This window comes from Nocardia sp. NPDC052001 (assembly GCF_040680615.1).
GTDB lineage: Bacteria > Actinomycetota > Actinomycetes > Mycobacteriales > Mycobacteriaceae > Nocardia.
In genome coordinates this window covers 99,205-110,501 of sequence record NZ_JBFAXC010000014.1, presented here as the reverse complement: position 1 = coordinate 110,501, position 11,297 = coordinate 99,205, and the positions used below count along the sequence as shown (strand labels likewise).

The following is an 11,297-nucleotide window of genomic DNA, read 5'->3' as shown; positions in this document are numbered from 1 at the left end:
TCTCGTCATACGTTGGCCCGAAGTTCAACCACCATCTCCGCCAACAAAGTTCGCAGTCGCGCGTTGGCTCTGCGCTCGGCATCCAGCTCCGCTTTGAGTGCCGCGTACTCCTTCGTCAGGGCCTGGTGTCGATCCAGCAGTTCCCGCGCGACCGACGGACCGTCCTCCCGGGCACGCGCCTGTACGCGGAAATATTCGAGCAGCGGAGCGTGCTCGTACACGACATCACGGCGCAGGCCGGACTCGGCGATGAGTTCCGCCACCGTCAATCGCGCCGAACGTGCGCTCTGTGAGGAGCCGCTGATGAGCGTGTCGATCGCATCCAGGATCCGGCTGGCTTCCACGTCACGATCACGTCTGGTTCTTTGCACTGCGGCGAATCCGATCGGGTCGAGTAGCCGGGCCTGGCCTTCCACGAGCGTCGAGGGTGAGCACCCTGTCGCCGTAAGGGCAATAACACACCTGGCGTCGCCGAACTGGCGGTCGCCGCCCATATCTCAACTCGCACTCTCTACCAGCACTTTCCCATCAAGATGCGGAGGCAATGGTCATACTCCTGGCGAATTCCCGTGGGGTCCAGCAAGATCAGCAACCCGCGACACCGCCTCGGTTCACAGCCCGAAGGGGTTGACGCACTACCGAGAGATAGCCGGAACATCCAGCGCCGCACGCCCTATCGCGGTGTCCAGCCAACGGCGGGCGCGAGCACTGAGCTGCCAGCTTCGTTGCGGCGGACCGTCGGCCTGTTCGACCAAGCCCGAACGAATCAGCGTGGCAAGCGATCTGCGGATCACCTGCGTACTGAGCTGTGTTTTCATCTCGAGGCCGCGCAGACTCAATGGTGTCGTTCCGGCGTTCAGGGATGCGAGCACTCGCCCCTCGTTCATGGTGGTCATCGTCGAGATCGCTGCTCGCAGCGGAAACCGTCATCGCCAACCGGATGCATGGGGTTGACGATAGGAACCGCGTTCGATGCGCTCAACCGTTGTGCGCGAACTGGACAGAACTGGTCGAATCGCGCGTCGTTTTCCGGACAGGACCGAATCCCGCACCCGCATGAGCAACCCGGCGGATACTGCTTGCGAGTCGCGAGCTTCCACCGGAATGAGGTTCAGCAATGACCATGCATCGGATGATCGAGGCGCGCCGGGAGGAGCTTCTGTCGCGCGATGCGGAGGAGACCGTCGCCTTCGTGACCCAGATGTACTCCGATAACGCACTGCGCTTTTGGAATGCCCCGCCGCACTGCCGCGTCCGCACCAGCGCGATGATCTGGGGTGAGGTCATCGCCACCGAGATTCGCAGCACCATCGGTTACAGCTGCCATATCGCGCCGCTGCAGGACCACGTCTACTTCGAGCGGTCACTGCGTGGACGGGCCCGATTACGCGGCGGCGGCAACGACTTTCAGCAGCATCGCAACGATCTCGTGGTCTTTCCGTTCGGGGTGCCGATCATCGCGGACTGCGACAGCCACGATGTGAATCTGCTGCATATCCCCCATACCCTGCTCACCGAATTGGCGGCGCTGTCGGGAATCGAGCCCACCGCTTTTCAATTCACCTCGCTCGAGCCCAGAGACGCACGCAGTGAACGATTCTGGGGCCGATTGTTCGATCTCACCCACCATGAACTCACCGATCCGGGCTCTCCGGTACTGACCGAGTTGGTGGTGCAGAACCTCACCCGCACGCTCGCGGCGGCGGCCCTGGCGGTCTTTCCCAACACCACCATGGACCTGCACCTGCAACCGGGTCCGGGCGCGGTGCCGAGTTCGGCGGTACAGCGGGCGGTGGACTATATCCATGCCAATCCTGCCCGCCCGATCACCGTTGCCGACTTGGCCACGCAGGCCGGCAGCAGCGTCCGGGCGTTGCAGAACGCGTTTCGGGTGCAGCACGATATGACTCCCCTGGAGTATCTGCGACGTGTCCGATTGGAACGCGCACGCGCGGATTTGCTCGCGGCCGAGCCCAGCGACGGATATACCGTCGCGCTCATCGCCGCGCGCTGGGGATTCACCAATCCCGGCCGTTTCGCGCAGCTCTACAAACAGACCTACGGCAATTCCCCCAAGCACGAACTGCGGGGCTGAGCGCACCCGACAGGGTTTCCGATTACCCGGCGTCGTCGTCGAGCACTCGTCGCGCTTGGCGGATGACGGCTTGATCGACCATGCGGCCCGCATCGTCGAGAACTACTCCGCCGGAGGCGTTTTCGAAGCGGCGGATCAGGGCGCGGGCGCGCTCGACGGCATCGGGGCTCGGTGTGAAGACCTCGTTGGCGATCGGCAGTTGCGCGGGGTGAATGCAGGCTCGGCCACGAAATCCCAAGCGCCACAGTGCTCGCGTGGACTCGCGGAACGCGTCCAGGTTCCGGAAGTCGGTGCTCACCGGTGCCAGCGGCGGCGCGATATCGGCGGCGGCGCTGGCCAGCACCACCTGGGTTCGCAGGGCGAGCAGCTCACGGTCGTCGGCGCCGGGAGTGATCCCGAGTTGAGCGCGCAGATCCGCTTCGCCGATCTGGAGACGGGCCACTCGTGGGGCGGAGGCGATCTCGGGTGCGGCCAAGATCGCGGCGGCGGTTTCGAGCAGGGCACAGATAGCGATCGAACCGGGACGGACCTCGAGTTCACCCAATGCCACGTCGACGTCCCTGATCTGCTGCGCCGATTCGGTTTTCGCCAGACAGATCGCCGCGACAGCGGGTTGCGCCACCGCGCGCAGATCGGCCTCACCGACGTCACCGGTATTGACCCGCACCCAGATCCGCCGCCGGACATCCATGAGCGTGCGCAGCCAGGCCGCGACCTCGGCTCGCGCGAAGTCCTTGTCGCACAGCGGAACCGCATCCTCGAGGTCCAGCAGGATGACATCCGCCGGTCCGGTCAGCGCCTTCTCGAAGAGTTCCGGACGATTTCCCGGTACGTATAACGCGGATCTCATCACCACCCCCGTTCAAAAATGAAACGGCGTTTCACACATGGAAACATAGCGATCAATCACGAGGGTGTCCACACTTCAGCGCACCGCTTGACAGCGCTCTTCCGGTGGGCGCTAATGATCTCGCACCATCGAAACGCCATTTCGCCACAGGAAACGGCACGCTCCGCGGGAGTCACCATGATTCTTCGACGCCCGGTCTTGACCACCGTCGCCACCGCCCTACTCGCCACCGCCGCCGCCGCGCCCGCCACCGCCGCGACCCAACTGCCCGGCAGCGTCGATATCGGCTGTGCCGCAGACACACTGCACCAGACCGCCGACTGGTACCTGCCCACCGGAACGCCGCGTGCGCTCGTATGGGTCCAGCACGGTTTCGCCCGTAGTGACGCCCAGGTCGGCGCACTGGCCCGAAGTTTCGCGGATGCGGGCTATCTGGTCTTCACGCCCAGCCTGCCGTTCATCCAGATCTCCGGGTGCACGCTACAGAACCTCGGCGACAACTCCGGATTCCTGAACCATGTCGCCGACTTGTTCGGCACCGCACACGACCCCGGTGGCGCACTGGCCGCCAGCTTGGCGACCGCTGCGAGTCGGGCGGGACTGCCAGCCCCGGCATTGCCCCGCGATCTGATCTTCCTCGGCCATTCCGCGGGCGGTGAAGCCGTCACCTTCGTCGCCGATCGCATCCGCAGCACCTATCCGGACGCCTGGAGCGGTCTGCGCGGGGTGATTCTGCTCGATCCGGTCAAATCCTTCGTCGGTGACAATATCGCCCGCGCACTATCCGGGCTCGATCCTACCGGCCTGCCGATCCTCACGATCTCCGCGCCGCCCGCGCTGTGCAACAGCTTCGGCTTGGGCACCCTCGCCGTCCAATCCCAGCTGCACCGGCCATTCGTCGGCGTCCGACTGCACGGCGGCGCGCACACCGATGCCGAAGGTGACAGCAGCGATCTGCTCGGCACCCTGTTCTGCGGTACCCCGGCACCGGTCAATTCCGCCGCGCTGCGCACGCTGGCACTCGGCTGGTCGGACGACTTCGTCACCGGGACAGCGGGTTCCGCCGAACTCCAGGCCCGCGACCTGGTATCGAACGGGCTCGCCGCCGATCTGCTGCCCGGGTCATAAGGCCGTCGGCGATGGTCAGTGCTCGCGGAGGAGCTGCCCGGCTCCCGCGATCCGATCGTCGAATCCGTGCTCGCGCAACGCATGCCACAGGGTGGCGCTGTTGATCGCGATGACGGGTTTGCCGAGTTCGGCCTCGAGCCGATCCGCGAGCGCCACGAAGGACAGATTCGTGCCGACCTGGACGATGGCTTCCGCGTCGGCGCTGTCGATTTCGGCGACCATCTCGCGCAGCCGATCATCGGGTACCCGAGCGATATCCATCGCGGTCGGACAGCGCAGGCCGGTAATGGCGGTGACCTCGAAACCGGCCTCGGTGAAGTAGCGGCCGACCTCCCTGTCCGCGATCGGCTGATAGGGCGAGAAGACCGCGATGCGCCGGCAACCGAGTTCCCGCAGGGCGGCACGGCAGGAGCTCGCACCGGTGGTGACGGGCAGTCCGGTGCGATCCCGCAATCGTTGTTCGAAGGCGGCGTTGCCTTGCACTCCGCCCCAGAAGGTTTCGGCGGACATCCCCATCACCATGCGATCGGGTTCGGCGGTCAGCGCGTCTCGCACGGCCGTATCGATGGATGCCCGGATCTGCCCGAGCAGTCCCTGAAAATCCTTGTCGTCGCCCATGACTGGGTTCGGGATGTACATCGAACCCGCGCGATAGGCGATACCCGGTATGGCGGCACGCCAATAATCGTGCTCCACAACGGTGTTCGTACTGGGAACGATGACACCGAATACGGCACGGTGCCCGACGGCATTGGTCATGGTGAAGTCCTTGCGGCGCTGTTATTTTGGCGAAAGGTCAGGGCGCGGTGGTCTTGGCAAGCAGATCGTCCACAGCGCGGTGCGCGCGCTCGCGTGCCACGGGGCGATCGAGCAGCAGCACATCCACCAGAAGCGGGGAGGCGATCGACGCGGCGGCATCCTCGGCGTAGGTCTCATCACCCGCGTCCAGCGCGCGCACGGCCGCCCGAAACGGTTCGAGCAGATCCATGACATAGCGCCGCCGCAGTTCGCCGTAGCCGGAGTCTGCGGACGAGGCTGTCATCAGCGCGCGCAGGAACGCGGCAACGGGCTTGTCCCGCAGGCGATCACACAGCAGGTCGACCTCGGTGTGCAGATCCGCCGCCAGATCCCCGCTGGGCGCGGACGGTTGATGCGGAGCCACCGCGATCAATGCCGCGAGCACCTCGAGCGGGGTCGGCCAGTGCCGGTAGATCGTCGTGCGCGCCACACCCGTAATCGTGTGCAGCCGTTGCGGAGTCAGCGCTGTCGCGCCCTCACTCAGCAGCAGTTCCAGCGCGGCGGTCAGAACCAGGGCCTCGGTATCGGCGGCTGGTCCCGAGGGGCGTCCGGGTCCGGTCATGAAATTTACGATACATCTTGTTTTGGTTATTGATAACAACTACATTTTGTATTGTAAATACCGCTCCACCCAGGAGGACCGATGCGTCCACACGTAGAGCTCATCGACGACCGCGACCTCATCGACCACTTCGCCGAGTTCGAACACGCCACCGGCAGCGCCACCCAACGCCACCTCAGCTACGACGAGGAAGACGGATCAGCCTCTCTCAAGGTGCGTTTCGACACCGACTGGTCACGCCCGGCGGGCGTGCACCACGCGGAGACCGAGTGGTACGTCCTGTCCGGTCAGGTCACCATCGGCGATACCGTGCTCGGCCCCGAAGGGTTCTGGATGGCCCCCACCGGCGTACTCACCCCGCCGATCTCGGTGACCGCGGGCACCGAGATCCTGCTGTTCCGCGAGTACGGTGACTGGCACTTCGATCTCGCCGACGGCGATCGCGAATTCGTCCGCCCCGACCAGAAACTCGTCATCCTGAACTCCGCCGATATGCCGTGGATCGACGTAAAAGACGGCAGCCCAATGCGTTTCGACCTGGGTGGCACTCCAGTCCCCGGCCTCTACATCAAAATGCTGCACCGCGACGAACAGACCGGCTTCTACAGCCGTCTCATCAAGGCCAAACCGGGTTGGCGCGAAGTGCCCCTGGCACACCACCCCTGTTCGGAAGAGGCGTACTGCCTCGACGGCGGATTCGACTACAACTTCGGCAAGATGTGGCCCGGCACGTACTTCTGGCGTCCCGCGCTCATTCGGCACGGTGATTTCACCGCCGATGCCGTCCAAGGCTGCACGTGGCTGGTCCGCTCCGATTCAGACCTGGTCGATTGGTACACCGACGACGCCACCGTCACCATGTCAGGCACACCCACGAACTGGGGTCCCGGCTACGAGCAAACCCTCGCACCGCGTTTCATCGAACCGGTCCGCTCCCGCTCGATCGGCTCCTGGCCGGACCCCACCCACCAGTAGTGGGTATCACTCGCAACAACTCGGCCCGCAGCAAGGGGTTTCGGGCGCGGGTTTGACCGCCTTGACGATCGCCGAGACCATGCCGTCCGCCACGGAATGGGTTGGGGTGATCTCGATTTCGCCGAATCCGGCCGCGGCGAGGTGGTCTCGGTATTCGGTGAACGACAGCGCGCCGGCGATGCAGCCGACGTAGTCTCCGCGCTCGGCGCGCTGATCGGGGCTCAGCGTGTCTTCGGCTACGACATCGCTGATCCCGATCCGGCCACCCGGGACCAGGACTCGCGCCATCTCGGCGAATACCGCCGGTTTGTCGGTCGAGAGGTTGATCACGCAGTTGGAGATCACCACGTCGATGGCGTTGTCCGGCAAAGGGATCGACTCCATCGTGCCGTACAGGAACTCGACGTTACTCGCCCCGGCCTTGGCCGCGTTGTCCCGCGCCAGGGCCAGCATCTCGGTGGTCATATCCAGGCCATACGCCTTACCCGTCGGCCCGACTCGGCGCGCGGAGAGCAGCACGTCGATCCCGCCGCCGGACCCCAGGTCCAGCACCGTTTCCCCCGCACGCAGGTCGGCGACGGCGGTCGGATTCCCGCATCCGAGCGAGGCGGCTACCGCGGCGATCGGCAGCTGATCGCGGTCGCCCGCCGCGTACAGACTGGCACCGAAGTTCTCATCGAGGTCGATCGCCCCGGTCGCGCAAGATTCGCCACCGCAACAGTCCTGGGCAGTTTCGCCGTGACCGACCGCGAGGGCTGCTGCCGCATAGCGCTCACGCACGGTCTCACGCAGCTGATCGATGGGCTCCGACATGGAACTCACGTCCTTTCGACGCACCCGGGAACAGGTTAATCATCGCGTCCACCGGGCTGTATTGATATCTGTCGATGCAAGTGTGGCGCGCTGTATCGATATCTGTCAATATTGACGAGTGTCGAAACAAGAACTTCCAGTGATCGCCTCGGCGAACTGCTGCACCACCACGCTCTCGTCGCCACTGGACCCCGAGTCCGCGGTGGACCTGGCGGGCGCGTTCAAGGCGCTCGGCGACCCGATCCGGCTGCGCCTGCTGTCGCTGATCGCCGCCGCGGGCGGCGAGGAAGTCTGCGTGTGTGAGCTGACTCCCGCGTTCGAGCTGTCCCAGCCCACCATCTCCCATCACCTAAAGGTGCTGCGCGAGGCGGGCTTGCTGACCTCGCAGCGGCGCGGCACCTGGGTGTACTACCGGGTTGTTCCGCAAGCGCTGCAACGTCTTTCCGACATCCTCGCGCCCGCCGCTGCCACCCTCTCGCGCGCATGAGCGACTCCGGCACCCCGCCGTTGGCGCGGCGGCTGGCGGCCGAGGCCATCGGCACCGCCGCCCTGGTCGCGATCGTCGTCGGCTCCGGCATTGCCGCACAGCAACTCTCACCGAATCAGGTCGGATTGCAGTTGCTGGAGAACTCCACCGCGACGGTCTTCGGGCTCGCGGTGTTGATCCTGCTCTTCGGTCCGGTCTCGGGAGCGCACTTCAATCCCGCTGTCTCCCTTGCTGATTGGCTCGCGGGCCGCCGCACCGGCAGCGGCCTGACAGCACCGCACGCGGGCGCGTATTGCCTCGCGCAAACAGGCGGCGCGATCACCGGCGCGGTGCTGGCGAACGTCATGTTCAACCAGTCCGCCGCCCAGATCTCGACACACTCTCGCGCCGACACCGGCCACTTCATCGGCGAAATCGTCGCCACCGCAGGACTTATCGCGCTCATCTTCGCCCTCGCCCGCACCGGGCGCTCCGCGCTGGCCCCGGCGGCGGTCGCCGCCTGGATCGGCGCGGCCTACTGGTTCACCAGCTCCACCAGCTTCGCCAACCCCGCGGTCACCATCGGCCGGATCTTCACCGACACCTTCGCCGGAATCGCACCGGCGTCGGCACCGGTGTTCATCACCGCCCAATTGCTGGGCGCGCTGGCGGGACTCGGTGCGATCGCCTACTTCTACCCCGCACCATCCACGACTGCCGACGATGTCGTCATCCCCCACCCGGCACCGTGAAGTGAAAGGCACTATCTCGCAATGACATCCGCAAAACCCAGTGTGCTGTTCGTCTGTGTCCACAACGCCGGCCGCTCACAAATGGCCCAGGGCCTGCTCACCCACCTGGCAGGCGAGAGCATCGAAGTCCGTTCCGCCGGAACAGCACCCGCCGACACCATCAACCCCGTCGCCGTCCAGGCCATGGCCGAACTCGGCATAGACATCACCGATCACACCCCGCGAGTCCTCACCCCCGACACCGTCGAAACCTCGACGATCGTGATCACCATGGGGTGCGGCGACACCTGTCCCTACTTCCCCGGCGTCTCCTATCGCGACTGGAAACTCGACGACCCCGCCGGTCAGGGAATCGAACAGGTCCGCGCCATCCGCGATCAAATCGACACCCACATCCGTGCCCTACTCACCGAACTCGGGCTGCGGATTTCGCCGGACGACTTTCGAGCAGGTCTGTCCGAGCCTCACCGTCCCTGACGGGTGTCAGCATGATTTCAATTGCGACCGGACAGCCGCCTTACCGTGCGAAAGGTTTTGTTGGGGCGATAATTGGACAGTGAGCGAACCACTGGACCGGACCGTTGCCGCAGCCCTCGCGGGCAGTGCCGCGCCCGTGAGCCGTCCCGGTGCGGGCAGTTTCCGGTTCTGGTTCGCGACGCAGCGGTGGGAGTGGTCTCCCGAGGTGTATCGCATGCACGGGTACACCCCGGGCGAGATCGAGCCGACCACCGATCTGCTGCTGGCGCACAAGCATCCCGACGATCGCGAACATGTCGCCGAAACCATCGCGCGATCGATCGATCAGGGCACACCGTTCTCCAGTCGCCACCGCTTCATTGATGTCTCCGGCGCCGAGCACACCGTGATGGTGGTCGCAGATCGTATTGTCGACGACGCGGGAACGCCCGTCGGCACCGCGGGTTTCTATATCGACCTGGGCGAAATGCTGGCGGAGATCGAACACGAAACCCTGCACGCGACCCTGCCCGAAGTCATCGAGGCCCGCGCGGAGATCGAACAGGCCAAAGGTGTGCTGATGCGCATGTACCGCATCAACGCCGAGCAGGCGTTCAAGGTCTTGACCTGGCGTTCGCAGGAAACCAACACCAAACTGCGACAGCTGGCCGCGCAACTGCTGTTCGAACTGCCACAGGTCCCGCAGGCACCACCTACGACAATCGCCGCGTTCGACCACATTCTGCTGACGATGCACACGCGCGTACCGAATCACACCGCGTACCGCGCACCCGAGCACGACCGCTGAAAGCACGATTCGCGATCCGGCAATTCCGTTCCGCACGTTTGGGCGCTGGCGTTCCGGGAACGGCGATGGTGTCACCGATCAGGAGGACACCATGCCGAAGGAATGGACCGACAAGCAGGAACGCCAATACGAACACATCCGCGACGCGGCCGAGGATCGCGGTCAGAGTGAGAAACGCGCCGAGGAAATCGCTGCGCGCACGGTCAATAAGAACCGCGCCAGGGCCGGGCAGACGAAAACCGCCAGCCGAACCTCACTGGAGGGCAAATCACCGCAGCAGCGCGGTGGACAGCGGTCGGGGCGCAAGGGTCCCAAAGGTCTGACCCGCGATCAGCTCTACAACGAGGCTCGCCAGCGAAATATCAAGGGCCGCTCCGCCATGACGAAGGCCCAGCTCGCCAAGGCGCTCGGTAAGTAGCGCACCCCACCGATCCGGCATCGCGATATTCGATAACCGCGCACCCGGTGGCTATCCCGCGATGTCCTGCAATTCTTCGAGGAGCCTGCGATGCATTTTGACGAATCCTACGGTGAGACACCGAGCACACAGTTCACCGATGAGACCCCGAGCGCACACTCCACGCTGCTGCGCCTCAACGCGGTCATGAAAGACCTGAATTGGCACGCGGACACGCTCCCGAACCCGCCCGTGGATCCCCCCGAGCCCATCCCGGCCGAGCCGCCCGTCGAGCCGGTGCCCGCACCACCGTCGCCCGTGCCCACACCGCCGTCACCTACCCCGGTTCCGCCCGTGCCCGAACCGTCGCGGCCATTCCCGGAACCGCCCGCACCGGGCGAGCCGGCACCATTCCCGGAGCCACCCTCGCCGGGCCAGCCCGCGCCATTCCCGGAACCGCCCGGACCGGGCGAGCCCTCCCCCATGCCGAATCCGCAGGTTTTCCAATACGTCCGCTGAGCGGTCGTCAGCGCGATCAGTGATTCAGGGCCGCGGGCACGAGTCGATCGGCCCAGTCGCGCGGCAGCGCGGCACAGGAGACCTCGGCTATCTCGCGTAGCCGAGGTGTGGGAGTTCCCAAGCGGCTCAACTGAATCAGGCCCTGCGCGACCATGACGATATGCGCGCTGAGCGCGGACAGGGTCGCTTCGTCGACCTCGCCTGCCGTTGCGATGGCAGGGCGAAGACGTTCGGCGACACCGTGTTCCATGGCGGTGGTCGTGCGGGTGCCGATGGCGGCGACCTCCGGAAAACGGTCACCGAACAGTGCGATGGAATTGATCATCAGGCAGCCGCGGCGATCCGGGTGCGCGGCGCAATCATTCACCACAGCCTCCAGCAGCGCGCGTACCGCCGCGCGAGGAGTGCCGGGCGCGGTGACGATGACTTCGCGAATGAATCGGGCGCGGCGAGCGCAGTAGCGTTCGAAGGCGGCCAGGAACAGCCCGCGTTTGCTGCCGTAGGCGGAGTAGATGCTGCCGTTGCCGACACCGGTCGCGAGTGAGACATCTTCCACAGACGTGGCATCGAAGCCCTTGGCCCAGAACAGCTCCGTCGCGGCGTCGAGCAGGTCCGATTCATTGAATTGCCGCGGCCGTGCCATGCCTCACCGTATCAATCGGTTCGTCGGGGTCGCGC

General features: G+C 65.3%; 16 protein-coding genes. 9 read left to right on the top strand and 7 right to left on the bottom strand.

What is annotated here, in order from left to right:
* Positions 1 to 5: 5 nt before the first annotated feature.
* Positions 6 to 494, bottom strand: coding sequence for a hypothetical protein (locus tag AB0L82_RS38440; protein WP_364648466.1), 489 nt, complete (start codon positions 492 to 494; stop codon positions 6 to 8).
* A 141-nt stretch (positions 495 to 635) separates the two neighbouring features.
* The gene (locus AB0L82_RS38435; protein ID WP_364648463.1) at positions 636 to 887 is read right to left on the bottom strand and encodes a hypothetical protein; all 252 of its coding nucleotides are present in this window, start codon (positions 885 to 887) and stop codon (positions 636 to 638) included.
* A 230-nt stretch (positions 888 to 1,117) separates the two neighbouring features.
* On the opposite strand from AB0L82_RS38435, the gene AB0L82_RS38430 reads away from it, so the two are divergent.
* Entirely contained in the window at positions 1,118 to 2,095 is a 978-nt protein-coding gene (locus tag AB0L82_RS38430) for an AraC family transcriptional regulator (RefSeq protein ID WP_364648460.1), read from the top strand.
* A gap of 22 nt (positions 2,096 to 2,117) precedes the next feature.
* Here the strand turns inward: AB0L82_RS38430 and AB0L82_RS38425 are convergent, their stop codons facing one another.
* Positions 2,118 to 2,945, bottom strand: a complete 828-nt coding sequence (locus AB0L82_RS38425) for a CoA ester lyase (protein ID WP_364648457.1) — start codon at positions 2,943 to 2,945, stop codon at positions 2,118 to 2,120.
* A gap of 177 nt (positions 2,946 to 3,122) precedes the next feature.
* Here AB0L82_RS38425 and AB0L82_RS38420 point away from each other — a divergent pair, with 177 nt between their 5' ends.
* On the top strand, positions 3,123 to 4,073 hold the full coding sequence (locus AB0L82_RS38420) for an alpha/beta hydrolase (protein ID WP_364648454.1): 951 nt from the start codon (positions 3,123 to 3,125) through the stop codon (positions 4,071 to 4,073).
* A gap of 15 nt (positions 4,074 to 4,088) precedes the next feature.
* Here AB0L82_RS38420 and AB0L82_RS38415 read toward each other — a convergent pair whose 3' ends face one another.
* Together AB0L82_RS38415 and AB0L82_RS38410 are read right to left on the bottom strand one after the other, a co-directional pair.
* Complete coding sequence (locus tag AB0L82_RS38415) at positions 4,089 to 4,832, bottom strand: arylmalonate decarboxylase (protein WP_364648451.1); 744 nt, start codon at positions 4,830 to 4,832, stop codon at positions 4,089 to 4,091.
* A 37-nt stretch (positions 4,833 to 4,869) separates the two neighbouring features.
* The gene (locus AB0L82_RS38410) at positions 4,870 to 5,433 is read right to left on the bottom strand and encodes a TetR/AcrR family transcriptional regulator C-terminal ligand-binding domain-containing protein (RefSeq protein WP_364648448.1); all 564 of its coding nucleotides are present in this window, start codon (positions 5,431 to 5,433) and stop codon (positions 4,870 to 4,872) included.
* 81 nt (positions 5,434 to 5,514) lie between these two features.
* Between AB0L82_RS38410 and AB0L82_RS38405 the strand changes: the two genes are divergently transcribed.
* Positions 5,515 to 6,408: a DUF4437 domain-containing protein gene (locus tag AB0L82_RS38405; protein ID WP_364648445.1), complete on the top strand. Its 894-nt coding sequence runs from the start codon at positions 5,515 to 5,517 to the stop codon at positions 6,406 to 6,408.
* A 6-nt stretch (positions 6,409 to 6,414) separates the two neighbouring features.
* Here AB0L82_RS38405 and arsM read toward each other — a convergent pair whose 3' ends face one another.
* The gene (gene arsM, locus AB0L82_RS38400) at positions 6,415 to 7,221 is read right to left on the bottom strand and encodes an arsenite methyltransferase (RefSeq protein WP_364648442.1); all 807 of its coding nucleotides are present in this window, start codon (positions 7,219 to 7,221) and stop codon (positions 6,415 to 6,417) included.
* A gap of 118 nt (positions 7,222 to 7,339) precedes the next feature.
* On the opposite strand from arsM, the gene AB0L82_RS38395 reads away from it, so the two are divergent.
* The 6 genes from AB0L82_RS38395 to AB0L82_RS38370 all read left to right on the top strand — a co-directional run bounded on the left by AB0L82_RS38395 (position 7,340) and on the right by AB0L82_RS38370 (position 10,619).
* Entirely contained in the window at positions 7,340 to 7,708 is a 369-nt protein-coding gene (locus tag AB0L82_RS38395) for a metalloregulator ArsR/SmtB family transcription factor (RefSeq protein WP_364648439.1), read from the top strand.
* Positions 7,705 to 8,439, top strand: a complete 735-nt coding sequence (locus AB0L82_RS38390) for an aquaporin (RefSeq protein WP_364648436.1) — start codon at positions 7,705 to 7,707, stop codon at positions 8,437 to 8,439. Before AB0L82_RS38395 ends, AB0L82_RS38390 begins: the two co-directional genes overlap by 4 nt.
* A gap of 21 nt (positions 8,440 to 8,460) precedes the next feature.
* Complete coding sequence (locus AB0L82_RS38385; protein ID WP_364648433.1) at positions 8,461 to 8,916, top strand: arsenate reductase ArsC; 456 nt, start codon at positions 8,461 to 8,463, stop codon at positions 8,914 to 8,916.
* 79 nt (positions 8,917 to 8,995) lie between these two features.
* Positions 8,996 to 9,703: a PAS and ANTAR domain-containing protein gene (locus AB0L82_RS38380; protein WP_364648430.1), complete on the top strand. Its 708-nt coding sequence runs from the start codon at positions 8,996 to 8,998 to the stop codon at positions 9,701 to 9,703.
* Between the two features lie 91 nt (positions 9,704 to 9,794).
* A complete protein-coding gene (locus AB0L82_RS38375) occupies positions 9,795 to 10,121 on the top strand; it encodes a plasmid stabilization protein (protein ID WP_364648427.1) in 327 nt (108 codons plus the stop codon).
* Positions 10,122 to 10,211: 90 nt separating this feature from the next.
* The gene (locus AB0L82_RS38370; protein WP_364648424.1) at positions 10,212 to 10,619 is read left to right on the top strand and encodes a hypothetical protein; all 408 of its coding nucleotides are present in this window, start codon (positions 10,212 to 10,214) and stop codon (positions 10,617 to 10,619) included.
* A 16-nt stretch (positions 10,620 to 10,635) separates the two neighbouring features.
* Here the strand turns inward: AB0L82_RS38370 and AB0L82_RS38365 are convergent, their stop codons facing one another.
* Positions 10,636 to 11,262: a TetR/AcrR family transcriptional regulator gene (locus AB0L82_RS38365; RefSeq protein ID WP_364648421.1), complete on the bottom strand. Its 627-nt coding sequence runs from the start codon at positions 11,260 to 11,262 to the stop codon at positions 10,636 to 10,638.
* Positions 11,263 to 11,297: the final 35 nt, after the last annotated feature.

Coding starts and splice junctions, on each gene's coding strand:
- AB0L82_RS38440 (WP_364648466.1), bottom strand. CDS start 494: ATGGGCGGCGACCGCCAGTTCGGCGACGCCAGGTGTGTTATTGCCCTT.
- AB0L82_RS38435 (WP_364648463.1), bottom strand. CDS start 887: ATGAACGAGGGGCGAGTGCTCGCATCCCTGAACGCCGGAACGACACCA.
- AB0L82_RS38430 (WP_364648460.1), top strand. CDS start 1,118: ATGACCATGCATCGGATGATCGAGGCGCGCCGGGAGGAGCTTCTGTCG.
- AB0L82_RS38425 (WP_364648457.1), bottom strand. CDS start 2,945: ATGAGATCCGCGTTATACGTACCGGGAAATCGTCCGGAACTCTTCGAG.
- AB0L82_RS38420 (WP_364648454.1), top strand. CDS start 3,123: ATGATTCTTCGACGCCCGGTCTTGACCACCGTCGCCACCGCCCTACTC.
- AB0L82_RS38415 (WP_364648451.1), bottom strand. CDS start 4,832: ATGACCAATGCCGTCGGGCACCGTGCCGTATTCGGTGTCATCGTTCCC.
- AB0L82_RS38410 (WP_364648448.1), bottom strand. CDS start 5,433: ATGACCGGACCCGGACGCCCCTCGGGACCAGCCGCCGATACCGAGGCC.
- AB0L82_RS38405 (WP_364648445.1), top strand. CDS start 5,515: ATGCGTCCACACGTAGAGCTCATCGACGACCGCGACCTCATCGACCAC.
- arsM (WP_364648442.1), bottom strand. CDS start 7,221: ATGTCGGAGCCCATCGATCAGCTGCGTGAGACCGTGCGTGAGCGCTAT.
- AB0L82_RS38390 (WP_364648436.1), top strand. CDS start 7,705: ATGAGCGACTCCGGCACCCCGCCGTTGGCGCGGCGGCTGGCGGCCGAG.
- AB0L82_RS38385 (WP_364648433.1), top strand. CDS start 8,461: ATGACATCCGCAAAACCCAGTGTGCTGTTCGTCTGTGTCCACAACGCC.
- AB0L82_RS38375 (WP_364648427.1), top strand. CDS start 9,795: ATGCCGAAGGAATGGACCGACAAGCAGGAACGCCAATACGAACACATC.
- AB0L82_RS38370 (WP_364648424.1), top strand. CDS start 10,212: ATGCATTTTGACGAATCCTACGGTGAGACACCGAGCACACAGTTCACC.
- AB0L82_RS38365 (WP_364648421.1), bottom strand. CDS start 11,262: ATGGCACGGCCGCGGCAATTCAATGAATCGGACCTGCTCGACGCCGCG.